The organism is Stenotrophomonas sp. GSD10, from assembly GCF_056172695.1.
This window is the reverse complement of sequence record NZ_JAOCMC010000002.1, coordinates 2,797,002-2,822,840: the sequence shown is the minus strand read 5'-3', so window position 1 is coordinate 2,822,840 and position 25,839 is coordinate 2,797,002. Positions and strand designations below refer to the sequence as shown.

The 25,839-nt window shown below is 65.0% G+C and carries 19 protein-coding genes, 3 tRNA genes and 2 pseudogenes; 23 read left to right on the top strand and 1 reads right to left on the bottom strand.

The annotated features are described in order from the left end of the window. Positions 1-12: 12 nt before the first annotated feature. On the bottom strand, positions 13-1,896 hold the full coding sequence (locus tag N4G47_RS13425; RefSeq protein ID WP_475287707.1) for a DUF3413 domain-containing protein: 1,884 nt from the start codon (positions 1,894-1,896) through the stop codon (positions 13-15). Between the two features lie 193 nt (positions 1,897-2,089). On the opposite strand from N4G47_RS13425, the gene N4G47_RS13420 reads away from it, so the two are divergent. From N4G47_RS13420 to infB, 23 genes and pseudogenes are all read left to right on the top strand, one after another. Continuing rightward, the gene (locus N4G47_RS13420; RefSeq protein ID WP_107231069.1) at positions 2,090-3,025 is read left to right on the top strand and encodes an isopenicillin N synthase family dioxygenase; all 936 of its coding nucleotides are present in this window, start codon (positions 2,090-2,092) and stop codon (positions 3,023-3,025) included. Positions 3,026-3,742: 717 nt separating this feature from the next. Continuing rightward, positions 3,743-4,498, top strand: coding sequence for a triose-phosphate isomerase (gene tpiA, locus N4G47_RS13415; protein ID WP_309336920.1), 756 nt, complete (start codon positions 3,743-3,745; stop codon positions 4,496-4,498). Between the two features lie 31 nt (positions 4,499-4,529). Next, positions 4,530-4,967: a preprotein translocase subunit SecG gene (secG, locus tag N4G47_RS13410; protein WP_057497500.1), complete on the top strand. Its 438-nt coding sequence runs from the start codon at positions 4,530-4,532 to the stop codon at positions 4,965-4,967. A 51-nt stretch (positions 4,968-5,018) separates the two neighbouring features. Then, a tRNA-Leu gene (locus tag N4G47_RS13405) sits at positions 5,019-5,103 on the top strand. A gap of 110 nt (positions 5,104-5,213) precedes the next feature. Then, on the top strand, positions 5,214-5,570 hold the full coding sequence (locus N4G47_RS13400; RefSeq protein ID WP_005414075.1) for an NADH-quinone oxidoreductase subunit A: 357 nt from the start codon (positions 5,214-5,216) through the stop codon (positions 5,568-5,570). Then, positions 5,561-6,115, top strand: coding sequence for a NuoB/complex I 20 kDa subunit family protein (locus N4G47_RS13395; protein WP_005410463.1), 555 nt, complete (start codon positions 5,561-5,563; stop codon positions 6,113-6,115). Before N4G47_RS13400 ends, N4G47_RS13395 begins: the two co-directional genes overlap by 10 nt. Positions 6,116-6,148: 33 nt before the next feature. After that, positions 6,149-6,897: pseudogene (locus N4G47_RS13390) on the top strand (NADH-quinone oxidoreductase subunit C). Further along, on the top strand, positions 6,894-8,201 hold the full coding sequence (locus N4G47_RS13385) for an NADH-quinone oxidoreductase subunit D (protein ID WP_475287702.1): 1,308 nt from the start codon (positions 6,894-6,896) through the stop codon (positions 8,199-8,201). Before N4G47_RS13390 ends, N4G47_RS13385 begins: the two are co-directional and overlap by 4 nt. Positions 8,202-8,298: 97 nt before the next feature. Then, positions 8,299-8,826: an NADH-quinone oxidoreductase subunit NuoE gene (gene nuoE, locus N4G47_RS13380; protein WP_006381132.1), complete on the top strand. Its 528-nt coding sequence runs from the start codon at positions 8,299-8,301 to the stop codon at positions 8,824-8,826. 4 nt (positions 8,827-8,830) lie between these two features. Beyond that, positions 8,831-10,171 (top strand): NADH-quinone oxidoreductase subunit NuoF, encoded by a 1,341-nt coding sequence (nuoF, locus tag N4G47_RS13375; protein ID WP_475287696.1) that lies wholly within the window; start codon positions 8,831-8,833, stop codon positions 10,169-10,171. After that, the gene (gene nuoG, locus N4G47_RS13370) at positions 10,168-12,414 is read left to right on the top strand and encodes an NADH-quinone oxidoreductase subunit NuoG (protein WP_475287694.1); all 2,247 of its coding nucleotides are present in this window, start codon (positions 10,168-10,170) and stop codon (positions 12,412-12,414) included. Before nuoF ends, nuoG begins: the two co-directional genes overlap by 4 nt. Continuing rightward, entirely contained in the window at positions 12,411-13,505 is a 1,095-nt protein-coding gene (gene nuoH / locus N4G47_RS13365) for an NADH-quinone oxidoreductase subunit NuoH (RefSeq protein ID WP_107231065.1), read from the top strand. The genes nuoG and nuoH overlap by 4 nt, the downstream gene beginning before the upstream one ends. A 3-nt stretch (positions 13,506-13,508) precedes the next feature. Beyond that, positions 13,509-13,997, top strand: a complete 489-nt coding sequence (nuoI, locus tag N4G47_RS13360; protein WP_005410456.1) for an NADH-quinone oxidoreductase subunit NuoI — start codon at positions 13,509-13,511, stop codon at positions 13,995-13,997. A 9-nt stretch (positions 13,998-14,006) separates the two neighbouring features. Further along, positions 14,007-14,666 carry an NADH-quinone oxidoreductase subunit J gene (locus tag N4G47_RS13355; RefSeq protein ID WP_249843340.1) on the top strand — a complete coding sequence of 220 codons (660 nt, stop codon included), beginning with the start codon at positions 14,007-14,009 and terminating at the stop codon, positions 14,664-14,666. Further along, the gene (gene nuoK / locus N4G47_RS13350; RefSeq protein ID WP_005417921.1) at positions 14,663-14,968 is read left to right on the top strand and encodes an NADH-quinone oxidoreductase subunit NuoK; all 306 of its coding nucleotides are present in this window, start codon (positions 14,663-14,665) and stop codon (positions 14,966-14,968) included. The genes N4G47_RS13355 and nuoK overlap by 4 nt, the downstream gene beginning before the upstream one ends. 7 nt (positions 14,969-14,975) lie before the next feature. Continuing rightward, a complete protein-coding gene (nuoL, locus tag N4G47_RS13345; RefSeq protein ID WP_107231063.1) occupies positions 14,976-17,144 on the top strand; it encodes an NADH-quinone oxidoreductase subunit L in 2,169 nt (722 codons plus the stop codon). Positions 17,145-17,167: 23 nt separating this feature from the next. Beyond that, positions 17,168-18,676, top strand: a complete 1,509-nt coding sequence (locus N4G47_RS13340; protein ID WP_475287691.1) for an NADH-quinone oxidoreductase subunit M — start codon at positions 17,168-17,170, stop codon at positions 18,674-18,676. A gap of 15 nt (positions 18,677-18,691) precedes the next feature. Continuing rightward, the gene (gene nuoN, locus N4G47_RS13335) at positions 18,692-20,152 is read left to right on the top strand and encodes an NADH-quinone oxidoreductase subunit NuoN (protein ID WP_475287689.1); all 1,461 of its coding nucleotides are present in this window, start codon (positions 18,692-18,694) and stop codon (positions 20,150-20,152) included. A gap of 127 nt (positions 20,153-20,279) precedes the next feature. Next, positions 20,280-20,356 (top strand) — tRNA-Met (locus tag N4G47_RS13330). Between the two features lie 82 nt (positions 20,357-20,438). Further along, positions 20,439-20,515, top strand: a tRNA-Met gene (locus tag N4G47_RS13325). Between the two features lie 365 nt (positions 20,516-20,880). After that, positions 20,881-21,471, top strand: a complete 591-nt coding sequence (gene rimP / locus N4G47_RS13320) for a ribosome maturation factor RimP (protein WP_475287687.1) — start codon at positions 20,881-20,883, stop codon at positions 21,469-21,471. A 4-nt stretch (positions 21,472-21,475) separates the two neighbouring features. Beyond that, a complete protein-coding gene (nusA, locus tag N4G47_RS13315; RefSeq protein ID WP_107231059.1) occupies positions 21,476-22,987 on the top strand; it encodes a transcription termination factor NusA in 1,512 nt (503 codons plus the stop codon). A gap of 90 nt (positions 22,988-23,077) precedes the next feature. Next, positions 23,078-25,722 (top strand): annotated as a pseudogene (gene infB, locus N4G47_RS13310) (translation initiation factor IF-2). The last annotated feature ends 117 nt before the right edge of the window (positions 25,723-25,839 follow it).

The following is a 25,839-nucleotide window of genomic DNA, read 5'->3' as shown; positions in this document are numbered from 1 at the left end:
GATCCTTGAGGGTCAGCGGTTGCGGAAGCGGGTCAACGCTTCCCATGCAGCGCGCACCGCGCTGGCATCGGGGCTCTGCTGTGGCAGCGGGCGGTAGTGCCGGTCCAGTGCCGTGGCATTGCCGAACTTGTCGAACACGTAGATGGCATCGCCGTAGCGGACCGCGCGTTGCGACCAGCTTTCGACCACCAGTGCGCGCGGGCCCTGCGGCTCGGCCAGCAGGTCCTGGCCGGTGCTGTAGTCGGCCAGCGGGTTCTCGCAGCCCAGTGCGTGGCGCATCAACGTGGGAACCCAGTCTTCGTGCGAGCTGGTGCGGGCCTGCCTGCCGGCGTCCTGCCCGGGCCAATGCAGTACGAACGGCACCTGCAGCTGGAAGTCGGAGAAGTTGCCGTTGTGGCCCCAGTAGTTCAGCTGCAGATCGTTGAACTCCTCGGCATGGTCGCCGGTGACCAGCACGATCGTGTTCTGCTCCAGCCCCTGCGCGCGCAGGTCGTCCAGCAGCGTGCCGATCAGGCTGTCGGCGTAGTGCACGGCGGTGCGGTAGCGGTTGAGTTCCGGGGTCGGGTCGTGGTCAGGGCCGAAGGCCAGGAAGTCGATGTCGCCGGCCATCGGCGTGGCCAGGGGGCGATAGTCCGCCGGCATGTGGTACGGCGCGTGCGTGGAGTCGAGGAACACGAAGCCGAACCAGGGGCGCTGTGCCGCCTGGCTGGCCCGGATGTCCTGCTGCAACGCGCTGACAATCGCGCGATCGCGGCCGTCGGACTTCAGTTGCGACGGGCCCTGGTGCAGCTGGTCGCGCACATCGGCGAATGCGGTGCGGTCGAACTCGGGGCTGTACAGCGGCGCACTGCCATACAGATGCAGGTCATAGCCCTGCTGGCCCAGCACCCGGAACAGCTGCGAGCCGCGCTGCTCGTCAAGCATGCTGGGCCAATAGCCGCCGGGCAGGCCATAGAGCAACCCGAACAGGCCGTAGCGGGTGGCGTTGCCGGTACTGAAATGGTGGTCGTAGACGCGCGCGTCCTGCGCCCATGCCGTGGTATTGGGCATCACCTGTGCGGTGAGTGCATCCTGGCGCAGGGACTCGAGCACCACCATCAACACGTTCGGGCGCTGCGTGCTCTGGCAGCGCAGCGGATGCAGTGGGTACTGCAGCTGTGCATGGCGCGGGTCGGGCAGGCCGGCCTGCTGCTCACTGACCACGCCCAGATGGCGCATGAAACTCTTGGCGGTGATCGGCTGTGCCCACGGCAGGTAGTTCCACTGCGCGATCACGTCGCGGTCGCCGCGGGCATCGTAATAGGCCGTGGCGACCTGGCCGCCGCCCATCAGCAGCGCAACCACCGCCCACGCCTGCAGCACGCGGCGCCGGCGCGGAGCGGCAGGCAGAAGTTTCCAGCAGGCCCAGGCCAGCAGGCCCTCGGCGCTGAAAATTGCGGCGACCAGCATGCCGACCTGCAGCCAGGTCTTCCACGACAGAGCCACCTGGTCCTGCAGAGCGCCACCGAACACCATGTTCACCACCATGGCGTTGAGGTGGAAGCGGTACAGGGTGAACACCTTGGCGTCGACCAGCAGCAGGCACAGCCACAGGCCCTGCAGCAGCACGGCGCTGACACTCAGGATGCGCGCGCTGCGTGGCCACAGGCCGAGCAGCAGGGGCAGCAGGCCGGCCAGGGCACCGAAGGCCAGCAGGTGGCCGGGCAGGGCGATGGCCAGGTAGGCCAGGCCGGCAGCGCCGCCGGGGTTGTCGCGCAGGGGCACGTTGCCCAGCGCGATCGCTGCGGCCAGCACCGCATTGCCCGCCACGAACAGCGACCACCAGGCCAGGCGATGCCAGCGGCGGGCGGCACTGGGCAGCAGCGAAGCATCGGTAGAAGGGGCGGCAGTGTGCATGGACGATCGGGGCAGGGGCGCGGGATGAAAGGAGAGTCCCGGTTGTGACGGAATCGTTAATCCGCGCGCGGGTGGCGCATTGTATCGGTTTGTTTCTTCGTATCGGGTGGCGTACCCCGGGCGATCTGTCACAATGTTCAGGTGGGCCGTGAATGCGCGGCCCGCCCAGACCAACGACAAGCCAGGAACCGCTGTGAGCCAGATCCCCACCCTCGACATCACCCGTTTCGACAGCGACCGCGAGGCCTTCGTGGCCGAGCTGGGCGCGGCCTACCGCCAATGGGGATTCGCGGGCATCCGCAACCACGGCATCCCGCAGGCCGACATCGACGCGGCCTACGACGTCTTCAAGGCCTTCTTCGCGTTGCCGGAAGAGGTCAAGCGCAAGTACCACGTGGCCGGCAGCGGTGGTGCCCGCGGCTACACCCCGTTCGGCGTGGAAACCGCCAAGGGCTCCAAGCACTTCGACCTGAAGGAGTTCTGGCACATCGGTCGTGAGATCGCCGACGACTCCAAGTACCGCGACGTGATGGCACCGAACCTGTGGCCGACCGAGGTCGAGGGTTTCCGTGAGCGCGGCTATGGCCTGTACCAGGCGCTGGACAACCTGGGCTCGCGCGTGCTGTCGGCGCTGGCCCTGCATATCGGCCTGCCGGAAAACTTCTTTGCCGACAAGACCAACTTCGGCAACTCGATCCTGCGCCCGATCCACTATCCGCCGATCACCACCGACGACATCCCGAACGTGCGTGCCGGTGCCCATGGCGACATCAACTTCATCACCCTGCTGGTCGGCGCCAGCGCCGCAGGCCTGGAAGTGCAGTCGCATGATGGCCAGTGGGTGCCGTTCACCTCGGACGCGGACACCATCGTGGTCAACATCGGCGACATGCTGCAGCGCCTGACCAACCATGTGTACCCGTCGACCATCCACCGCGTGGTCAATCCCCCGGGCGAGCTGGCGCGTCAGCCGCGTTACTCGGTGCCGTTCTTCCTGCACCCGAACCCGGACTTCCTGATCGACGTGCTGCCCTCGTGCATCACCGCCGAGAACCCGAGCCGGTACCCGGAAGCGATCACCGCCCATGGTTTCCTCGAGGAACGCCTGCGCGAGATCAAGCTGAAGTAATGAGTGAGAAGGCCGCCGAAAGGCGGCCTTTTCTTTGCAGGGTTGCACCCTGCACCCGCAGAGGCCAAAGCCAAAGCCAGAGCCGAAGCGGCTCGGGTTTTCTGCTGGCTGGGTGGGGCGGTGTGGGCTGGCAGGACACGCCGTGAACCCATCCATGGGGGCTCGATGGCGCCATCCATGGCGCCAACGGTCCTGCCAGCCCACACCGCCCCACCCCTGACAGTTTCCGGGTGACGGTAGGCAAATCGCGTTTCCGGTAGGTGTCGACCTTGGTCGGCACGGTAGATCCACGCCATGCGTGGATGAGATCTGCCAGATTGAAGCGGAGTAGGGGTCAGATCCCTTTTCCTGCGGAAAAGGGATCTGACCCCGGCAACCACCCGCAACGCGCTTTTGCCTTTGATCTTCTTTTTCTTTCCGTGGCGGGCAAAACCGCCGGAATGTGTCAGGGGTCGGGCGGGTGGGGCTGGCGGGGGTGTCCGCGGCATGGATGCCGCGGCCAAGCCCCAGGGACGGGTTTACGGCGTCCCCCGCCAGCCCCACCCGCCCGGCCAAGCCCATCAACCCACCGGGCTGTCCGCGACCAACCCCACCCGGCCCGCCCGCCACGAGGGGCTGCGCCGTTGGCTGAAAACGCATGTAACCGCTTACACGGAAACGGATTTTTGCCGTAACGGGTATCATGCTCGGCTGACTTCACACAGGAGCCACCCGCTCATGCGCCGCAAGATCGTCGCCGGAAACTGGAAGCTGCATGGCAGCCGTCAATTCGCCAATGAACTGCTGGGGCAGGTGGCCGCCGGGCTGCCGCTGGACGGAGTGGACGTGGTGATCCTGCCACCCCTGCCGTACCTGGGGGAGCTGGTCGAGGACTTCGCCGACACCGGCCTGGTGTTCGGCGCCCAGGACGTGAGCAGTAACGAGAAGGGCGCCTATACCGGCGAGGTCTGCGCCGCCATGCTGCATGAGGTCGGTGCCCGCTATGGCCTGGTCGGCCATTCCGAGCGCCGCCAGTACCACCATGAGAGCAGTGAGCTGGTCGCGCGCAAGTTCGCCGCGGCCCTGCATGCCGGGCTGGTGCCGGTGCTGTGCGTGGGCGAAACCCTGGAACAGCGCGAAGCCGGGCAGACCGAAGCGGTCATCGCCAGCCAGCTGGCCCCGGTGCTGGAGCTTACCGGTGCGGCCGGTTTCGCCCAGGCCGTGGTCGCCTACGAGCCGGTCTGGGCCATTGGCACCGGCCGCACCGCCAGCAAGGAGCAGGCGCAGCAGGTGCACGCGTTCATCCGTGGCGAAGTCGCGCGCTTCGATGCTAGAATTGCTGATTCACTGCCCATTGTTTACGGCGGTAGCGTGAAGCCCGACAATGCCGGGGAACTGTTCGCGCAGCCGGATGTCGATGGTGGGCTGGTCGGCGGCGCCTCCCTGGTGGCCGCGGACTTCCTGGCCATCGCACGGGCGGCGGCCGCGAACTAATCCTAGAAGTATTGTCCGAGGGCGGTTTCCAATGCTGATGTTGATCCTCAATGTCGTCTACGTGCTGGTCGCTGTGGCCATGATCGCGCTGATCCTGATGCAGCGTGGCTCGGGTGCGGCGGCGGGTTCGGGCTTTGGTGCCGGCGCCTCGGGGACGGTGTTCGGTGCGCGCGGCGCCTCGAACTTCCTGTCCAAGTCGACCAAGTGGCTGGCTGTCGTGTTCTTTGGCATCAGCCTCTTCATGGCCTGGTACGCCGGCCACGGCAGCCGTCCGGCGGCCGACCAGGACCTGGGTCTGATGTCGGCCCCGGCGGCGACTGCTCCGGCGGCTCCGGCGGGCGAACTGCCGGCCGTTCCGAAGGCCGATGCGGTCCCGGCCGCCCCGGTTCCGGCCGCGAATGTGCCGGCTCAGGCGGAATCTTCGGTTTCTGGTGAAGAAAAGCCTTCGGAAGGCTCCCAGAAACACTGAAGCCGGTTACAATACGCGGCGCATCGGGAAGATAGTCTGATGTGATCGTTTGCCCAGGTGGCGGAATTGGTAGACGCACTACCTTGAGGTGGTAGCGACGCAAGTCGTAGGGGTTCGAGTCCCCTCTTGGGCACCATTTGTAAGTAAAGCGGGTTGGTCTGGCGCGCAAGGCGCCAGGCGCATTCCCGTCCACTCCCCATGCCAAAGCGCCTGCAGGCGCGGCGGCAGAGGCAAGAGAGAATCGCTGTGCTGGCCGAATATTTGCCTTCTCTGCTGTTTCTGATCGTTGCCACCGGTATCGGCATTACGCTGATGCTGGTTGGCCGATTCCTCGGTCCCCGCCGCCCCGATCTGGAAAAGCTGTCGCCGTACGAGTGCGGCTTCGAAGCCTTCGAAGACGCGCGCATGAAGTTCGACGTGCGCTACTACCTGATCGCGATCCAGTTCATCGTCTTCGACCTGGAAATCATCTTCATCGTGCCGTGGACCCAGGTCTTCATGGAACTCGGTGCCCGATCGCTGGTCACCATGGGCCTGTTCGTCGGCATGCTGTTCCTCGGTTTCATTTACGTCTGGAAGAAGGGAGCGCTGGAATGGGAGTGATTCAGACTCTCGATGGCCTCATGAACAACCCCACGCCGGAAGGCCGGGTTGATGACATCCTGCGGCCGGAAGGCGACAACCCGCTGCTGGAAAAGGGCTTTGTCACCACCAGCGTCGACGCACTGCTGAACTGGGCGCGCACCGGCTCGATGTGGCCGATGACCTTCGGTCTGGCCTGCTGCGCGGTCGAGATGATGCACGCCGGCGCCGCGCGCCTGGACCTTGACCGCTACGGCGTGGTGTTCCGCCCGTCGCCGCGTCAGTCCGACGTGATGATCGTGGCCGGTACCCTGGTCAACAAGATGGCCCCGGCGCTGCGCAAGGTCTACGACCAGATGCCGGACCCGAAGTGGGTCATCTCCATGGGTAGCTGCGCCAACGGCGGTGGCTATTACCACTACTCCTATTCTGTCGTGCGCGGCTGTGATCGCGTGGTGCCGGTGGACGTCTACGTCCCGGGCTGCCCGCCGACCGCCGAGGCGCTGGTGTACGGGATCCTGCAGCTGCAGAAGAAGATCTGGCGTACACAGACCATCGCCCGCTGACCCCTTCACCTGACAAGAGCGCGCCAAGCCCCCATGGCAGAGCAAGCATCCTTCATCGACCGACTCTCCGCACGTTTCGCAGGTGCGAAGGTCATCGTGGTCGAACCCGCGGCGAAGTGACGCTGGAAGTGCCTGCCGCCGAGTGGCACGCCACCGCCCTGGCGCTGCGTGACGAGTTTGGTTTCGAACAGGCCGTGGATCTCTGCGGCGTCGATTACCTCGGCTATGGCTCCGACGAATGGGACACAGCTGACGTGTCCTCGCAGGGCTTCAGCCGCGGCGTCGAAGGCAAGGCCCAGGGCCGTTTCGCGTGGGGTGAATTCCCCACCGAGGAAAACGGTGCCGACGGCGCCCGCCCGCAGCACATGCCGACCCAGCGTTTCGCCGTGGTCGCCCAGCTGCGTTCGTACCAGCACAACCTGATGATGCACCTGCGCTGCTTCGCCCCTGACGAAGCACTGCCGGTGGTGTCCTCGCTGACCGGCATCTGGCCGGGCCTGAACTGGTTCGAGCGCGAAGCGTTCGACCTGTACGGCGTGATCTTCGAAGGCCATCCGGACCTGCGCCGGATCCTGACCGACTACGGTTTCGTCGGCCATCCGTTCCGCAAGGACTTCCCGCTGATCGGCAATGTCGAAGTCCGCTACGACGAAGAAAAGAAGCGCGTGATCTACGAACCGGTCACCTCGGTGGAGCCGCGCGTCGGCGTGCCGCGCGTGATCCGTGACGACGCCCGTCTGCAGACCGCAGAAGGCGAGCGCGCGCAGGAGGCAGTGAAGTGAGCGAGTTCCACCAGGCCCGCGAAGCGTTCGCGAGCAATCCGGCCGAAGCACGGCAGGAAATCCGCAACTACACCATGAACTTCGGCCCGCAGCATCCGGCCGCGCACGGTGTGCTGCGCCTGATCCTGGAAATGGACGGCGAAACCATCATGCGCGCCGACCCGCACGTGGGTCTGCTGCATCGTGGTACCGAAAAGCTGGCCGAATCCAAGCCGTTCAACCAGTCGATCGGCTACATGGATCGCCTGGATTACGTATCGATGATGTGCAACGAGCACGCCTACGTGCGCGCGATCGAGACCCTGATGGGTATCGAAGCGCCGGAGCGTGCGCAGTACATCCGCACCATGTACGACGAAATCACCCGCATCCTCAACCACCTGATGTGGCTGGGCTCCAACGCACTCGACCTGGGTGCGATGGCGGTGATGCTGTACGCCTTCCGCGAGCGCGAAGAGCTGATGGACTGCTATGAAGCGGTCTCCGGCGCGCGCATGCACGCGGCGTACTACCGTCCGGGCGGTGTCTACCGCGACCTGCCGGACCATATGCCGAAGTACAAGGAATCGCGCTGGCACAAGGGCAAGGCGCTGAAGCAGCTCAATGCTTCGCGCGAAGGCTCGCTGCTGGACTTCCTGGAAAACTTCACCAACGAGTTCCCGGGTCGCGTCGACGAATACGAAACCCTGCTGACCGACAACCGTATCTGGAAGCAGCGTACGGTCGGCATCGGCGTGGTCAGCCCGGAACTGGCCCACCAGTGGGGCATGACCGGCGTGATGCTGCGCGGCTCGGGCGTTGCCTGGGACCTGCGCAAGAAGCGCCCGTATGCCAAGTACGATGCCGTCGATTTCGACATCCCGCTGGGCAAGGAAGGCGACTGCTACGACCGTTACCTGGTCCGCGTTGCCGAAATGCGCGAATCCAACCGCATCATCAAGCAGTGCGTGGCGTGGCTGAAGGCCAACCCGGGCCCGGTGATGGTGAAGAACTTCAAGGTCGCTCCGCCCAAGCGCGAGGACATGAAGGACGACATGGAAGCGCTGATCCACCACTTCAAGCTGTTCAGCGAAGGCTACTGCGTGCCGGCCGGCGAGACCTACGCGGCGGTGGAGGCCCCGAAGGGCGAGTTCGGCTGCTACCTGGTCTCCGATGGCGCCAACAAGCCGTTCCGCGTGCACCTGCGTGCACCGGGCTTTGCCCACCTGTCCTCGATCGATTCGATCGTGCGCGGCCACATGCTGGCCGACGTGGTGGCCATGATCGGTACCTACGATCTGGTGTTTGGCGAGGTTGACCGGTAATGCCGTCCGCCACGCCAACGCCCGCTGCAGGCAGCCGGCGCAAGCCGGCGCCGCAGTTTCTGCAATTTCACGTTATGCATTTCGCTGAGGTCGGCCGATGAAGGCGACAGGTAATTTCGAGGCGGCGCGCGACGTCGACCCGATGGTGGTGCTGAGCGACAAGACCCGCGCTCACATCGATCACTGGCTGTCCAAGTTCCCGCCGGACCGCAAGCGCTCTGCCGTGCTGCAGGGCCTGCATGCGGCCCAGGAGCAGAACGAGGGTTGGCTGACCGACGAGCTGATCGCCGGCGTGGCCAAGTACCTGGACCTGCCGCCGGTGTGGGCCTACGAAGTGGCCAGCTTCTACTCGATGTTCGAGACCGAGAAGGTTGGCCGCAACAACGTGGCCATCTGCACCAACATCAGCTGCTGGCTCAATGGCGCCGAAGACATCGTGCGCCATTGCGAGAAGAAGCTGGGCATCAAGCACGGTGAATCGACCCCGGACGGCCGCGTCTACCTCAAGCGCGAGGAAGAGTGCCTGGCCGGCTGCGGCGGCGCACCGATGATGGTCATCAACGGTCACTACCATGAGCGTCTGACCCTGGAAAAGGTCGACGAGCTGCTGGACGGGCTGGAGTAAGGGCATGGCACATCACCACGAATCCAAGGGTCCGGTCGGCCCCGCGCCGCTGCCGCACCAGGTGGTCTACACCACCCTGCATTACGACACCCCGTGGTCGTACGAAAGCTACCTGAAGACCGGTGGCTACGCTGCCCTGCGCAAGATCCTCGAAGAGAAGATCCCGCCGGAGCAGGTCATCGAGATGGTCAAGGCCTCGGGCCTGCGCGGCCGCGGTGGCGCGGGCTTCCCGACCGGCTTGAAGTGGTCCTTCATGCCCAAGGGCAACATGCAGAAGTACATCCTCTGCAACTCGGACGAATCCGAGCCGGGCACCTGCAAGGATCGCGACATCCTGCGCTACAACCCGCATTCGGTGGTGGAAGGCATGGCCATTGCCTGCTACGCCACCGGTTCGACCGTGGGCTACAACTACCTGCGCGGTGAGTTCCACCACGAGCCGTTCGAGCACTTCGAGCAGGCCCTGGCCGACGCCTATGCGAACGGCTGGCTGGGCAAGAACGTGATGGGCTCGGGCGTGGACATCGACATCTACGGTGCGCTGGGCGCCGGCGCGTACATCTGCGGCGAAGAAACCGCGCTGATGGAATCGCTGGAAGGCAAGAAGGGCCAGCCGCGCTACAAGCCGCCGTTCCCGGCCAACTTCGGCCTGTACGGCAAGCCGTCGACGATCAACAACACCGAAACCTACGGTTCGGTGCCGGCGATCATCCGCAACGGTCCGGAGTGGTTCAAGGGCCTGAGCCTGACCGGCAACGGCGGCCCGAAGTGCTTCTCGGTGTCCGGCTGCGTGCAGAACGGTGGCAACTTCGAAGTGCCGCTCGGCACCAAATTCCACGACCTGCTGGAAATGGCCGGTGGTCTGCGTCCGGGCCGCACCCTGAAGGGCGCGATCCCGGGCGGCGTGTCGATGCCGGTGCTGACCGCGGCCGAGCTGAAGGACCTGCCGATGGACTACGACACCATCCGTGCACTGGGCTCCGGCCTGGGTTCGGGTGCGATCGTGGTGCTGGATGACAGCGTGTGCTGCGTCAAGTTCGCCTGCCGCATCAGCCAGTTCTTCCACAAGGAATCCTGTGGCCAGTGCACCCCGTGCCGCGAAGGTACCGGCTGGATGCACCGCGTGCTGGAGCGCATCGTTGCCGGCAAGGCCACCATGGAAGACCTGCACCAGCTGAAGGCGGTGGCCGGCCAGATCGAAGGCCACACCATCTGTGCGTTCGGCGAAGCGGCTGCATGGCCCATCCAGGGCTTCCTGCGCCAGTTCTGGGACGAGTTCGAGTACTACATCGTCAACGGTCATTCGATGGTTGACGGCAAGAAGGTGGAGGCAGCCGCTGCATGAGCGCGCAACCCAATAATCCGGGTGGGAATCCGAGCGTCCCACCCGATCACGTCACCATCGAGATCGATGGCAAGTCGCTGGTCGTGCCCAAGGGCTCGATGATCATCCAGGCCGCTGACAAGGCCGGCATCTCCATTCCGCGCTTCTGCTACCACGAGAAGCTGCCGATCGCCGCCAACTGCCGCATGTGCCTGGTGGACGTGGAGAAGTCGCCGAAGCCGGCGCCGGCCTGTGCCACCCCGGTGATGGATGGCATGAAGGTCGCCACCCGCAGCGAAAAGGCACTGAAGTTCCAGCGCTCGGTGATGGAGTTCCTGCTCATCAACCATCCGCTGGACTGCCCGATCTGCGATCAGGGCGGCGAGTGCGAACTGCAGGACGTGTCGCTGGGCTACGGCCGTTCGGTCAGCCGCTTCAACGAGCGCAAGCGCGTGGTGCCCGACGAAGACATGGGCCCGCTGGTTGCCACCGAGATGACCCGCTGCATCCAGTGCACCCGCTGCGTGCGCTTCACCGCCGACGTGGCTGGCACCTATGAACTGGGTGGCATGTACCGTGGCGAGAACCTGCAGATCGGTACCTACGACGGCAAGCCGCTGACCACCGAACTGTCCGGCAACGTCGTCGACGTCTGCCCGGTCGGTGCGCTGACCAACAAGGTGTTCCAGTTCCGCGCCCGCCCGTGGGAACTGACCGCGCGCGAGTCGCTGGGCTACCACGACGCGATGGGTTCGAACCTGTTCCTGCACGTGCGTCGCGGCGAAGTGCTGCGCACCGTGCCGCGCGACAACGAAGCCGTCAACGAGTGCTGGCTGTCCGACCGTGACCGCTACTCGCACCAGGGCCTGTACAGCGAAGACCGTGCGGTCAAGCCGCTGCGCAAGGTCAATGGCGAGTGGAAGGAAGTGAGCTGGGCCGAAGGCCTGGCCGCGGCCGCCGAGATCCTGAAGGCCAACCAGGGCGACAACCTGGGCGTGCTGGTGCATCCGTCCACCTCGAACGAGGAAGGCGCGCTGCTGGCCCGCCTGGCCAAGGGCCTGGGCTCGAGCAACATCGACCACCGCATCAACAACCGCGATTTCTCCGACGCCGCAGCCGCCGAAGTGTTCGGCCTGCCGCTGGCCGAAATCGAAGGCGCCGACCGCATCGTCGTTCTGGGCAGCAACATCCGCCACGAACTGCCGCTGCTGCACGCCCGCCTGCGCAAGGCGCAGACCACCAACGGCGCCAAGATCCACGTCGTCAACCCGGTGGACTTCGACTTCGCCTTCAGCATTGCCGGCAAGCAGATCGTCGCGCCGTCGAAGTTCGTCGACGCGCTGGCCAACGCCGAGCTGCGTTCGGCGGTGCAGGGCGGCAACAACACCGTGCTGATCGTCGGTGGCATCGCCGAGAACCATCCGCAGGCTGCCGCGATCCGCGCTGCCGCGCGTGACTTCGCCGCCGCCACCGGTGCCAAGCTGTGCCGCATCCCGCAGGGCGCCAACGCTGTTGGCCTGACCCGCACCGGCGTGCTGCCGGCCGGCAAGGACGTGGCCGCAATGCTGGCGCAGCCGCGCCAGGCCTACGTGGTGTACGGCCTGGAGCCGGGCCTGGACTTCGCCGATGCGCCGGCCGCGCGCAAGGCGCTGGCCGGTGCCCAGGTGGTGGCCTTCAGCCAGTTCGCCTGTGTCTCGACCCGCGACGTTGCCGACGTGATCCTGCCGATCGGTGCGCTGCCGGAAATCGACGCTACCCTGACCAACCTCGATGGTCGCGAGCAGTCGGCGCGTGCCGGCGGCAAGCTGCCGGGCGAGGCCCGCGAGGGCTGGCGCGTGCTGCGCGCCCTGGGCGGCGACCTGGCCGTGGCCGGTTTCGACTTCACCGACCTGGCCGGCCTGCGCGCCAGCCTGGCCCCGGTGTCGGTCACCGTCGCCGCTTCGGCACAGCCGGCGGTTGCCGGTGAAGGCCTGGAAGTGGCTTCGACCGCCGCGATCTACCGCACCGATGCGGTGGTCCGTCGCGCCCCGGCGCTGCAGTCGCATCCGCTCAACAATGCCCCGCGCATCGTGCTCAACGCTGACGATGCCGCTCGCCTGCAGCTGCAGGAAGGGCAGATGGCCAAGGTCGGCACCGATGCCGGCAAGGCCACCCTGCCGGTGGTGGTCGACGCCCGCGTCGCTGCGGGTTCGGTCTGGATTGAATCGGGCCACGGCGCGACCGCGCCGCTGGGTGCCGCTCGCGTATCGGTGGTGGCTGCATGAACGAATTGCTGTTGAACGCGGTCGACCCGCTGCACCAGTGGCTGCTTGGCCTCGGTGACATCGGCGCGCTGATCTGGATCATCCTGAAGATCCTGGTGATCACCGTGCCGGTGATCGTCTCGGTGGCCTTCTACGTGGTCTGGGAACGCAAGCTGATCGGCTGGATGCACGTCCGCCACGGCCCGATGTACGTGGGCATGGGCATCTTCCAGGCCTTCGCCGACGTCTTCAAGCTGCTGTTCAAGGAAGTGGTCCAGCCGAGCAGCGCCAACAAGGCGATCTACCTGCTGGCGCCGCTGATCACCCTGGCGCCGGCCTTCGCGGCCTGGTCGGTGGTGCCCTTCGATTCGCAGATCGTGCTGTCCAATGCCAACGCCGGCCTGCTGTACCTGCTGGCGATGACCTCGCTGGGCATCTACGGCATCATCCTGGCCGGTTGGGCCTCCAACTCGAAGTACGCGTTCCTGGGTGCGATGCGCGCCTCGGCGCAGATGATCAGCTACGAAATCGCGATGGGCTTCGCCCTGGTCGGCGTGATGATCGCCGCCGGCAGCCTGAACCTGAGCAACATCGTGATGGCGCAGGCCGGCAGCTCCGGCTTCTTCGACTGGTTCCTGCTGCCGCTGTTCCCGCTGTTCGTCATCTACTGGGTGTCGGGCGTGGCCGAAACCAACCGCGCGCCGTTCGACGTGGTGGAAGGCGAATCGGAAATCGTGGCCGGCCACATGGTCGAGTACTCCGGCGGCGCGTTCGCCCTGTTCTTCCTGGCCGAATACGCGAACATGATCCTGATCAGCTTCCTGATCTCGATCTTCTTCCTCGGCGGCTGGCTGAGCCCGGTCCAGGGCTGGGTCAACTTCGGTGATGTCTCGCCGCTGGTCGACTGGATCTGGAAGGGCGGTGCACCGTGGCTGTTCGTCAAGGTGTTCTTCTTCGCCAGTGCCTACATCTGGTTCCGTGCCAGCTTCCCGCGCTTCCGCTATGACCAGATCATGCGCCTGGGCTGGAAGGTCTTCATCCCGCTGGCCATTCTGTGGATCGCGGTTACCGCCGTCATGGTGTTCTTCGGCGTGATTCAAAAGGGCGTCTAAGTGATGAACAGGATTACCCATTACTTCAAGAGCCTGCTGCTGCTCGAACTGCTGGCCGGTCTTTGGCTGACGCTGAAGTACAGCTTCAAGCCGAAGTACACGATGATGTACCCGATGGAGAAGTTCCCGCAGTCGCCGCGCTTCCGTGGCCTGCACGCGCTGCGCCGTTACCCCAACGGCGAAGAGCGCTGCATCGCCTGCAAGCTGTGCGAAGCGGTGTGCCCGGCGCTGGCCATCACCATCGATTCGGCCAAGCGCGAGGACGGCACCCGCCGTACCACCCGCTACGACATCGACCTGTTCAAGTGCATCTTCTGCGGCTTCTGTGAAGAAAGCTGCCCGGTGGACTCGATCGTCGAAACCCACATCCTCGAGTACCACTTCGAGAACCGTGGCGAAAACATCGTTACCAAGCCGCAGCTGCTGGCCCTTGGCGATCGTCTCGAAAACGAGATCGCCGAGCGTCGTGCCGCCGACGCCGCTTACCGCTGAGGTCGAGAGATGGATTGGGTAAATATCGCTTTCTGGGTGTTCGCCATCGCGGCAACGGTTTCGGCCGGTGCGGTGATCAGCGTGCGCAACCCGGTTCACGCCGTGCTGTGCCTGGTGCTGACCTTCTTCTCCATTGCCTGCGTGTGGCTGCTGGTGGGCGCCGAGTTCCTCGGCGTGGCGCTGGTGCTGGTCTACGTCGGCGCGGTCATGGTGCTGTTCCTGTTCGTGGTGATGATGCTGGACATCGATCCCACCAAGATGCGTGAAGGCTGGGTGCGCTACCTGCCGGTCGGCCTGATCGTGGCCGTGGCGATGCTGGTGCAGATGCTGATCCTGATCGGCGTGAAGGGCAGGGCGGTCAACCCGTTCCCGGCCGACAACGCCGCCGCGATCGCCGCCGACAGCTCCAACATCACCTGGCTGGCGCGCACCCTGTTCACCGAGTACCTGCTGCCGTTCGAGTTCGCCGCCGTCATCCTGACCGTGGCCGTGGTTGCCGCCGTGATGCTGACCCTGCGTCGCCGCACCGGCGTGAAGAGCCAGAACCCGGGCGAGCAGACCATGGTCAAGGCCGACCAGCGCCTGCGCATGGTCAAGATGGATGCCGAACAGCCGGTGGTCCACAGCAACAACACGCCTGCCGCAGGCGAAGAGGAGACCAAGGCATGATCACGCTGGGCCATATCCTCGCGCTGGGCGCGGTGCTGTTCGCCATCAGCCTGGCCGGCATCTTCCTCAACCGGAAGAACGTCATCGTCCTGCTGATGTCGATCGAGCTGATGCTGCTGTCGGTGAACATCAACTTCGTCGGCTTCTCGCGCCAGCTGGGCGACCCGTCCGGCCAGCTGTTCGTGTTCTTCATCCTGACCGTCGCCGCCGCGGAAGCCGCCATCGGCCTGGCGATCCTGGTGACCCTGTTCCGCACCCGCCGCACGATCAATGTCGGCGAAGTCGATTCGTTGAAGGGCTGATCCACAGATGGAAATCACTCTCTCCAAGAGTCTGTTGATCGCAGTGGTGCTTGCACCGCTGTTCGGCAGCATCATCGCCGGCCTGTTCGGTCGCCAGGTCAAGCGCTTCGGCGCGCAGACCCTCACCATCCTCGGCGTCGCAGTTGCCTGCGGCCTGTCGATGTACACGTTCTACCAGCTGATGTGGGGCGGCGCGCAGCCGTTCAACCAGAACATCTACACGTTCTTCGAGGTTGGCCAGTACTCGGCCCACGTCGGCTTCATGGTCGACAAGCTGACCGCGATGATGATGGTGGTGGTGACCTTCGTGTCGCTGCTGGTCCACATCTACACCATCGGCTACATGCAGGACGACCCGGGCTACCAGCGGTTCTTCAGCTACATCTCGCTGTTCACCTTCTCGATGCTCACCCTGGTGATGAGCAACAACTTCCTGCAGCTGTTCTTCGGCTGGGAAGCGGTGGGCCTGGTGTCGTACCTGCTGATCGGCTTCTGGTTCAAGCGCCCGACCGCGATCTTCGCCAACATGAAGGCGTTCCTGGTCAACCGCGTCGGTGACTTCGGCTTCCTGCTGGGCATCGCCGGCGTGCTGTGGGTGTTCGGCACCCTGGACTACTCGCAGGTGTTCTCGCAGGCCGGCATGCTGGCCGACCCGCGCGCCCAGCTGCAGATCTGGGACGGCACGATCCTCGGCATGCAGCTGCTCAACGAGCCGGTGATCTGGTCGATCGCCACCGTCATCTGCATCTGCCTGTTCATCGGCGCCATGGGCAAGTCGGCCCAGGTCCCGCTGCACGTGTGGCTGCCGGACTCGATGGAAGGCCCGACCCCGATCTCGGCACTGATCCACGCCGCGACCATGGTGACCGCCGGTATCTTCATGGTCACCCGCATGTCGCCGCTGTTCGAGCTGTCACAGACCGCGCTGAACTTCGTGCTGTTCATCGGTGCCACCACCGCGTTCTTCACCGGCCTGATCGGCATCGTGCAGAACGACATCAAGCGCGTGGTCGCGTACTCGACGCTGTCCCAGCTCGGCTACATGACCGTCGCCTTGGGCGTGTCGGCCTATTCGGCCGCCGTGTTCCACCTGATGACCCACGCCTTCTTCAAGGCCCTGCTGTTCCTGGGCGCCGGCTCGGTCATCATCGCGATGCACCACGAGCAGGACATGCGCAAGATGGGCGGCCTGCGCAAGTACATGCCGATCACCTTCATCACCATGTGGATCGGTACCCTGGCGCTGGTCGGTACGCCGTTCTTCTCCGGCTTCTACTCGAAGGACACCATCATCGAGGCGGCCGAGCTGCACGCGCACCTGTCCAACAACTGGGTGGCCACCTACGGCTACTGGGCGGTGCTGGGTGGCGTGATCGTCACCAGCTTCTACAGCTTCCGCCTGCTGTTCCTGACCTTCCATGGCAAGGAACGCTTCCGCGACGCGCATGATGATCATGCCCATGGCCACGGTCATGACGATCACCACGCCGCCGACGCCCACCACGGTGATGCGCACCACGACGACCACGGCCATGGCCACGGTCCGCATGAGCCGCACGAAACCCCGTGGGTGGTGACCCTGCCGCTGATCCTGCTGGCCATCCCGTCGATCGCCATCGGCTTCTTCAGCATCGGTCCGATGCTGTACGGCACCGACTGGGCCGGCCACCACGCGCACGATGCCATCAAGGGCCAGGCGCATACGTTCTTCACCGGCATCGTCGATTTCTACGATCCGGCCAAGAACACCATAGGCTTCCTGGGTGAAGAGTTCCACGGCCCGGTCGCTTTCGCGCTGCACGGCATGATGGCGCCTGCGTTCTTCCTGACTGTTGCAGGCTTCCTGCTGGCTGCACTGTTCTACCTGTGGAAGCCGGACCTGTCGGGCAAGGCGCGCAAGACCTTCGCCCCGATCGTTTCGGTGCTGGAAAACAAGTACGGCTTCGACAAGCTGTGGATCGATGGCTTTGCCGGCGGCAGCGTCAAGCTGGGCAAGGTCTCGCGCTGGATCGACAGCAACATCGTCGACGGCGTGGTCAATCTCTCGGCACGTGTTGTGGACGTCGCAGCCGGCGTGCTGCGTCGTACCCAATCCGGTTTCCTCTATCACTACGCCTTCGCGATGATCATCGGCCTGATTGCCCTGCTGGGCGTGCTGATGCATTACCTGCGTTGATGACCTGTACGGAATAAGAAGACGTGTCGAACTGGCCTCTACTCAGTGTCCTCATCTGGCTGCCGATCATCGGTGGCGCCCTGATCCTTGCGATCCGTGATGCGCAGACCGCCCGCTGGGCGTCGCTGGGCGTGGCGGTGCTCACCTTCGTTGCAAGCCTCTCGCTGCTGAGCGGCTACAACCCGGGTGTCGACGGCCTGCAGTTCGTCGAGACCCATGCGTGGATCCCGGCGTACAAGATCGGCTACAACCTGGGCGTGGACGGCATTGCCATCGCGCTGATCCTGCTGACCACCCTGGTGGGCGCGCTGGCACTGATCGGTGCCTGGACGTCCATCGACAAGCGCGTGAACCAGTACGTGGCCGCTTTCCTGATCCTGGAAGGCGTCACCGTCGGTATCTTCTCGGCGACGGACGCGATGCTGTTCTACGTGTTCTTCGAAGCGATGCTGATCCCGATGTTCCTGATCATCGGTGTCTGGGGCGGCCCGCGCCGCATCTACGCTGCGCTGAAGTTCTTCCTGTACACCTTCCTCGGCTCGGTGCTGATGCTGGTGGCGCTGATCTACCTGTACATGAAGGGCGGCAGCTTCCAGCTGGCCGACCTGTATGCACTGCCGCTGTCGGCCAAGGAACAGACCTGGATCTTCTTCGCCTTCCTGATCGCCTTCGCGGTCAAGGTGCCGATGTTCCCGGTCCACACCTGGCTGCCGGACGCGCACGTGGAAGCGCCGACCGCCGGTTCGGTGATCCTGGCTGCCATCGCTCTGAAGATCGGTGGCTACGGCTTCCTGCGCTTCAACCTGCCGATCGTCCCGGACGCATCGCAGGAATGGGCTTGGCTGGTGATCGCGCTGTCGCTGATCGCAGTGATCTACGTCGGCCTGGTCGCCCTGGTGCAGGACGACATGAAGAAGCTGATCGCCTATTCGTCGATCGCGCACATGGGCTTTGTCACCCTGGGCACCTTCATCGCCCTGTGGCTGGTGCGTGAAGCCGGCAACGCCGATGCGGCCCGCCTGGGCCTGCAGGGCGCCATGGTGCAGATGATCTCGCACGGCTTCGTGTCCGGCGCGATGTTCTCCTGCGTCGGCGTGCTGTACGACCGCATGCACAGCCGCCGCATCGCCGATTACGGCGGCGTGGTCAACGTGATGCCGTGGTTCGCCACCTTCGCCATGCTGTTCTTCATGGCCAATGCCGGCCTGCCGGGCACCAGCGGTTTCGTCGGTGAGTTCATGGTCATCCTGTCGGCGTTCCAGCGTAATCCTTGGATCGCGCTGGGCGCGGCCACCACGCTGATCATCGGCGCGGCCTACACCCTGTGGCTGTACAAGCGCATCTTCTTCGGCGAAGTGGCCAACAGCCACGTGGCCGAACTGAAGGACATCAACGGCCGCGAATGGCTGGTGCTGGGCGTGTTCGCCATCGGCGTGCTGGCCCTGGGCATCTACCCCAAGCCGCTGACCGACCTGATGGAGCCCTCGATCGCGAAGCTGGCGATGCAGATCGCATCCAGCAAGCTGCTGTAATTCCAGGATTTGATGATGACCACCTCGCCGCTGCTGCCATTGACCGCCGCTGACCTGCCACCGCTCGCTCCCGAGCTGGTGCTGATCGGCAGCGCCTTCGCCCTGATGATCCTCGACCTGTTCGTCAGCAACCGGAACAAGATCGTCACCCACCTGTTCTCGCTCGCTGCGCTGGCCGTGGTGCTGTTCATGCTGGCTACCGGCGTGGGCGGGCAGGGCGAGGTCTTCCATGGCATGTTCGTGCGCGATACCGCCGCGGACGTGATGAAGACCGGGATCGTGCTGCTCAGCGGCCTGACCCTGGTCTACGGCTGGCGTTACCTGCGTGACCGCAACCTGTTCCAGGGCGAGATCCCGGTGCTGATCCTGTTTGGCACCGCCGGCATGATGATCCTGGTCTCGGCCGGCAGCCTGCTGATGGTCTACCTGGGCCTGGAACTGCTGGCGCTGTGCTCCTATGCCCTGGTCGCCAGCAACCGTGACAACGGCCTGGCCTCGGAAGCGGCGATGAAGTACATCGTGCTGGGTTCGCTGGCCTCGGGCCTGCTGCTGTACGGCATGTCGCTGATCTACGGCGCCACCGGCAGCCTGCACCTGGACGTGATCCGTGATGCCATCCCGCACTCGGAAGAGCGCGTGCTGCTGATCACCGGTGCGGTGTTCATGATCGCCGGCGTCGCCTTCAAGCTCGGCGCCGCGCCGTTCCACATGTGGCTGCCGGACGTGTACCAGGGTGCCCCGGCGCCGATCGCGCTGTTCATCAGCTCGGCGCCGAAGCTGGCCGCCTTCGGCATGGCCTACCGCCTGCTGGAAATGGGCGTGGGCCCGCTGTCGACCGAGCTGCAGCTGCTGATTGCCGGCCTGGCCGCGGTTTCGCTGGTGATCGGCAACCTGATGGCCATCGCGCAGAGCAACCTCAAGCGCATGCTGGCGTTCTCCACCGTCTCGCACATCGGCTTCCTGCTGATGGGCATTGCCGGTGGCGGCGCGCAGGGCTATGCGGCGGCGCTGTTCTACGCCCTGGCCTACGCCATCATGTCCACCGCCGCCTTCGGCGCGATCATCGCGCTGTCGCGTGCCGGCTTTGAAGCCGAGAACATCGAGGACTTCAAGGGCCTGAATGCCCGCAACCCGTGGATGGCCGGCCTGGTGCTGTGCATCATGGCGTCGCTGGCCGGCATCCCGCCGTTCCTGGGCTTCTGGACCAAGCTGGCGGTGCTGGGCGCTGCCGTCAACGGCGGCCTGCTGTGGCTGGCCATCCTCGGCGTGCTGTGTGCCGTGGTCGGCTGCTTCTACTACCTGCGCGTCATCAAGGTCATGTACTTCGATGAGCCGGTGGGCGAGGCCATGCCGCGTAGCAACGACCGCGTGCTGGGCGTGGTGCTGGGCGTGAACGCGCTGGCGCTGCTGGCCCTGGGCCTGTCCTGGAACCCGATCATGCTGTGGTGTCAGAAGGCTTTTGCGCATCTTGCATAAAAGTTGACACAAAGCTGCGCGATTCGTGTAATATGCGCAGCCTGAGTTGTCACTGCAGCGGTTCAGCCAGAACATCGTTGCGGTAGCCCTCCTCGAAGGAGCAGGGCAGCAGTTCAAACACTTCCGGTGCGGGGTGGAGCAGTCTGGCAGCTCGTCGGGCTCATAACCCGAAGGTCGCAGGTTCAAATCCTGCCCCCGCTACCAACATCGAACCGGCGCCAACCGGCTTGATGAATGAGGGGAGGCTTGCATGTTTTGAGGCCATCACTCATAATTCCGCTTCTGATGCGGGGTGGAGCAGTCTGGCAGCTCGTCGGGCTCATAACCCGAAGGTCGCAGGTTCAAATCCTGCCCCCGCTACCAAGTAAAGAGATCGCCTTCGAAGTCCTGCTTCGAAGGCGTTTTTCTTTGGGGTCCTTCCGTTTCTGTAGAGTCGAGCCATGCTCGACTACCTGCGGGAAAAGGGATCTGACCCCGGGCCCCGCACCTTGCACCAGTGCGGTGCAGCCGCTATCATCAGTGGCCTAGCACTACCCCTGAAGGCGGCCTCCCGGCGGGAGTCCGGACCCGGAAGGAGGGCCGCAACCGGCAGGCAATGCAGGTTGCAACCGGAATCCAGTCACCGGAGTCTTTCCGGAAAAGGGCCCAGCGGGCCCTTTGTCGTTTCCGGGGCGTCATGTTTTCACGCCGGCCAAGGCCGGCACCCAACCAAGAGATCAAGGCAGGCTGTGAGCGACAAGGCAACCGACATCGCGAATCTGCTCGCCCCGACCGTTGTGTCGCTGGGCCTGGAGCTGCTGGGCGTTGAGTATCTGCCGGCCCCCGGCGGTGCGACCCTGCGCCTTTACATCGACGTGCCGCTGGCTGAACAGCCCGAGCGCATCATCAATGTCGACGACTGCGAGCGGGTCAGCCGCGAAGTGTCGGCGCAGCTGGACGTCGAAGACCCGATCAGCGGCAACTACACGCTGGAAGTGTCTTCGCCGGGCGTGGACCGCCCGCTGTTCAACCTGGAGCAGTTCACCCGCCACCAGGGTGAATCGGCCAAGGTCACGCTGAAGCTGCCGCAGGACAATCGTCGTCGTCTGCAGGGCCGCATCGAAGCGACCGACGAAGCCGCGGGCACCATCACCTTCATCGTCGACAAAACCGAAGTGGTGGTGTCGGCCGACAACATCGACAAGGCACGGATCATGCCCGACTGGGTGGCGCTGGGGCTGGCCCCGAGCAAGCCGACCGGTCCGGCACCGAAGCGTCCGAAGCCGAACCCGAATTCTTCTTCCAACGAGCCGGCGGCAAAGAAGCCGCGCGCGGAGTGAGCCAATGAGCAAGGAACTGTTGCTGGTAGTCGACGCAGTCGCCAACGAGAAGGGCGTGCCGCGTGAAGTGATCTTCGATGCCATCGAGGCCGCCCTGGCCTCGGCAGCGAAGAAGCGCTATCCCGACGAGGAAGTGCTGACCCGCGTGGTCATCGACCACAAGGATGGCAGCTACGAAACCTACCGCCGCTGGGAAGTGGTGGCCGATGACGTGGTCATGGAATCGCCGGACCGCCAGATCCGCCTGATGGACGCCGTCGATGAAGCCGAAGGCGTGGACGTCGGCGACTACATCGAAGAGCAGATCGAAAACCCGGACTTCGGCCGCATCGCCGCCCAGGCCGCCAAGCAGGTCATCGTCCAGCGCGTGCGCGAAGCCGAGCGCCAGCAGGTCGTGGATGCGTGGAAGGATCGCGTCGGCGAGCTGATCACCGGTGTGGTCAAGCGCGCCGAGCGCGGCAACATCTACGTCGACCTCGGTGGCAACGCCGAAGGCTTCATTCCGAAGGACAAGGGCATTCCGCGCGACGTGCTGCGCGCCGGTGACCGCGTGCGCGGCTATCTGGCCGAAGTGCGCTCGGAGCCGCGTGGCCCGCAGCTGTTCATCAGCCGCGCCGCCCCCGAATTCATGATCGAGCTGTTCAAGCTGGAAGTGCCGGAAGTCGGCCAGGGCCTGGTGGAAATCAAGGCCTGTGCCCGCGATCCGGGCGACCGCGCCAAGATCGCCGTGCTGGCCCACGACCAGCGTACCGACCCGATCGGTGCCTGCATCGGCATGCGCGGTTCGCGCGTGCAGGCCGTGTCCAACGAGCTCAATGGCGAGCGCGTGGACATCGTGCTGTGGAACGACAACCCGGCCAACTTCGTCATCAACGCGATGGCGCCGGCCGAAGTGCAGTCGATCATCGTCGATGAAGACAAGCACTCGATGGACCTGGCTGTCGCTGAAGACCGCCTGGCCCAGGCCATCGGCAAGGGCGGCCAGAACGTGCGCCTGGCCAGCCGCCTGACCGGCTGGCAGCTCAACGTGATGACCCAGGACCAGGTCACCGCCAAGTCGGAAGCCGAGCAGGCGTCGGCCCGCCAGCTGTTCATGGACAAGCTGGAAGTGGACGAGGAAATCGCCGGCATCCTGGTCAGCGAAGGCTTCGGCACCGTCGAGGAAATCGCTTATGTCCCGGTTGGCGAGCTGCTGGCCGTGGAAGGTTTCGACGAAGACATCGTCGAAGAGCTGCGCGCTCGTGCCCGCGATGCGCTGCTCAATGAGGCCCTGGCAGTCGAGGAAGGCCTTGAAGACGGCCAGCCGGCGCAGGACCTGCTGTCCCTGAAGGGCATGGACGAAGCCACCGCGTATGCGCTGGCCGGCCACGGCGTGCGTACCAGCGAGGAGCTTTCCGACCTGGCCGCCGACGAGGTCATGGACTTCGGCATCGAAGGGCTGGACCAGGAGCGCGCCGCGGCGCTGATCCTGGCCGCGCGTGCCGAGGAGATCGCCCGACTGGAACGCGGCGAATGAGCCGGCAATGAACAGGGCCCTGAGCCGCTCAGGGCGTAGAATCCGCGCCACCTCCAGATGCGGGGGCGCCCACAAGATCATAGGATCCGAATGTCGCAGCAAACCACCATCCGCAAGCTTGCCGAACTGGTCAACACGCCGGTCGAAAAACTGCTGGAACAGCTGGCCGGTGCCGGCATGAAGTTCAGCGGTCCCGACCAGGTCGTGACCAGCTCCGAGAAGGTGAAGCTCCTGGGCTTCCTTCGTCGTTCGCACGGCAAGCCCGAGCAGGCCCCGGAAGAGACCGATCAGTCTGCAAAGAAGATCACGCTCAACCGCCGGAAGCAGCAGGAAGTGACGGTCAATTCCGGTCGCAGCAAGACGACCGTGAATGTCGAGGTGCGCCAGAAGCGCACCTACGTCAAGGATGGTGCTCGCGCCATGACCCCGGACGAAGAGCGCGCCGACATCCTGCGCAAGCTGGAAGAGTCGCGTGCCCGCAACCTGGCCGAACAGCAGGCCCTGGCCGAGAAGGATCGTCTGCGCGACGAAGCCATCGTCCGTGCCCGTGAGGAAGAGGTTGCGGCCAAGGAACGCGCAGAGGCCGAGAAGAAGGCTGCCGAGGAAGCAGCGGCTGCCGCCAAGGCGGCCGAGGCGCTGGCGGCCAGCAAGCCCAAGCGTGCTCCGATCGATGAAACCGCGCCGCGCCCGCCGCGTACCCCGGCCGCCGCTCCGGCAGCGCCGCGTGGTGCACCGCCGCCGCCGCGCAACGACGACCGCAACAACCGCAGCGCGCCGCGCAACGAGCGTGGCCCGGGCGACCGTTTCGCCGGCCAGATGCACCTGTCGGCTGCCGATCGTGCGCGTCGTGGCAACAGCAACAACAGCAACACCCGGGGCGTCCGGGTGGCCGCAACCAGGCCGGTGGCCGTCGCGACATGTCGCGCGGTGGCAACAATGCCGGCCCGCACGCGTTCGAGCGTCCGACCGCACCGGTGGTGCGCGAAGTGGCGATCGGCGAAACCATCACCGTGGCTGACCTGGCGCAGAAGCTCGCGCTGAAGGGCGGCGAGGTGGTGAAGGCGCTGTTCAAGATGGGCGTGATGGCCACCATCACCCAGTCCATCGACCACGACACCGCTGCGCTGGTGACCGAAGAGCTCGGTCACAAGGCCATCCGTGCCAATGACAACGACGCCGAAGACGCACTGCTGGCCTCGACCGGTGAAAACCAGGGCGAAGCCGTGCAGCGTCCGCCGGTGGTCACCATCATGGGCCACGTCGACCACGGCAAGACCTCGCTGCTGGATTACATCCGCCGCACCAAGGTCGCCCACGGCGAAGCCGGTGGCATTACCCAGCACATCGGCGCCTACCACGTTGATACGCCCAAGGGCGTCATCAGCTTCCTGGATACCCCGGGCCACGCCGCGTTCACCTCGATGCGTGCTCGCGGTGCCAAGCTGACCGACATCGTGGTGCTGGTGGTGGCGGCCGATGACGGCGTCATGCCGCAGACCAAGGAAGCGATCCAGCACGCCCGTTCGGCGGGTGTGCCGCTGATCGTGGCGATCAACAAGATCGACAAGTCCGGCGCCGACCCGATGCGGGTGAAGAACGAGCTGCTCTCCGAGCAGGTCGTGGCCGAAGACTTCGGTGGTGACATCCAGATGGTGGAGATCTCGGCCAAGACCGGCCTGGGCATCGACGACCTGCTGGACGCGGTGTCGGTGCAGGCAGAACTGCTGGAACTGAAGGCCGTCGACGAAGGCCGCGCCTCCGGCGTGGTGATCGAATCGTCGCTGGACAAGGGCCGCGGCCCGGTCGCTACCGTGCTGGTGCAGCAGGGCCGCCTGAAGAAGGGCGACTACCTGGTGTGCGGCATCCAGTACGGCCGCGTGCGTGCGCTGTTCGACGAAACCGGCAAGCAGCCGGAGTTCGCCGGCCCGTCCATCCCGGTGCAGGTCCTGGGCCTGTCCGGCGTGCCGGAAGCCGGTGACGACTTCGTGGTCGTCGAGGACGAGCGCCTGGCCAAGGACGTTGCCCAGCAGCGTGAGACCAAGCGCCGTGAATCGCGTCTGGTCGCAACTGCCGGCAGCCGCATGGAAGACATCATGGCGACCCTGGGCAAGGGCGAGGGCCAGCAGGTCCTCAACCTGGTCATCAAGGCCGACGTGCAGGGTTCGGTGCAGGCCCTGAGCCAGGCACTGGTCGCGCTGTCCAACGAAGACATCCGCATCAACGTGATCCACTCCGGCGTGGGCGGCATCACCGAATCGGACGCCAATTCGGCGGCCGCTTCGAAGGCCACCGTCATCGGCTTCAACGTGCGTGCGGATGCTTCGGCCCGTCGCATCATCGAATCCAACGGCGTGGACCTGCGTTACTTCTCGATCATCTATGACGTGATCGATCAGGTGAAGCAGGTGGCCTCCGGTCTGCTGGGCGTGGAGATCCGCGAAGAGATCATCGGTATCGCCGAGGTCCGCGACGTGTTCCGCAGCTCCAAGCTGGGCGCCGTGGCCGGCTCGATGGTCATCGAGGGCGTGGTCAAGCGCAACAAGCCGATCCGCGTGCTGCGCGACAGCGTGGTGATCTTCGAGGGCGAGCTGGAATCGCTGCGTCGCTTCAAGGAGAACGTCGAGGAAGTCCGCAACGGTACCGAATGCGGTATCGCAGTGAAGGCTTACAACGACGTCAAGCCGGGCGACCAGATCGAGTGCTTCGAGCGTATCGAAGTGCCGCGCACCCTGTAATGCTGCAAGGTGGCCCGACCAACGGTCGGGCCCTACCCTGTACCTGTAGCGCCCGACCGCTGGTCGGGCGACAATTGAATCAAAGGTAGCGCCCGACCGCTGGTCGGGCGACAACTG

Coding starts and splice junctions, on each gene's coding strand:
- N4G47_RS13395 (WP_005410463.1), top strand. CDS start 5,561: ATGGGAGTGATTCAGACTCTCGATGGCCTCATGAACAACCCCACGCCG.
- N4G47_RS13355 (WP_249843340.1), top strand. CDS start 14,007: ATGGATTGGGTAAATATCGCTTTCTGGGTGTTCGCCATCGCGGCAACG.
- nuoE (WP_006381132.1), top strand. CDS start 8,299: ATGAAGGCGACAGGTAATTTCGAGGCGGCGCGCGACGTCGACCCGATG.
- nuoF (WP_475287696.1), top strand. CDS start 8,831: ATGGCACATCACCACGAATCCAAGGGTCCGGTCGGCCCCGCGCCGCTG.
- nuoI (WP_005410456.1), top strand. CDS start 13,509: ATGAACAGGATTACCCATTACTTCAAGAGCCTGCTGCTGCTCGAACTG.
- N4G47_RS13425 (WP_475287707.1), bottom strand. CDS start 1,896: ATGCACACTGCCGCCCCTTCTACCGATGCTTCGCTGCTGCCCAGTGCC.
- nuoG (WP_475287694.1), top strand. CDS start 10,168: ATGAGCGCGCAACCCAATAATCCGGGTGGGAATCCGAGCGTCCCACCC.
- secG (WP_057497500.1), top strand. CDS start 4,530: ATGCTGATGTTGATCCTCAATGTCGTCTACGTGCTGGTCGCTGTGGCC.
- nusA (WP_107231059.1), top strand. CDS start 21,476: ATGAGCAAGGAACTGTTGCTGGTAGTCGACGCAGTCGCCAACGAGAAG.
- nuoN (WP_475287689.1), top strand. CDS start 18,692: ATGACCACCTCGCCGCTGCTGCCATTGACCGCCGCTGACCTGCCACCG.
- tpiA (WP_309336920.1), top strand. CDS start 3,743: ATGCGCCGCAAGATCGTCGCCGGAAACTGGAAGCTGCATGGCAGCCGT.
- nuoK (WP_005417921.1), top strand. CDS start 14,663: ATGATCACGCTGGGCCATATCCTCGCGCTGGGCGCGGTGCTGTTCGCC.
- nuoH (WP_107231065.1), top strand. CDS start 12,411: ATGAACGAATTGCTGTTGAACGCGGTCGACCCGCTGCACCAGTGGCTG.
- nuoL (WP_107231063.1), top strand. CDS start 14,976: ATGGAAATCACTCTCTCCAAGAGTCTGTTGATCGCAGTGGTGCTTGCA.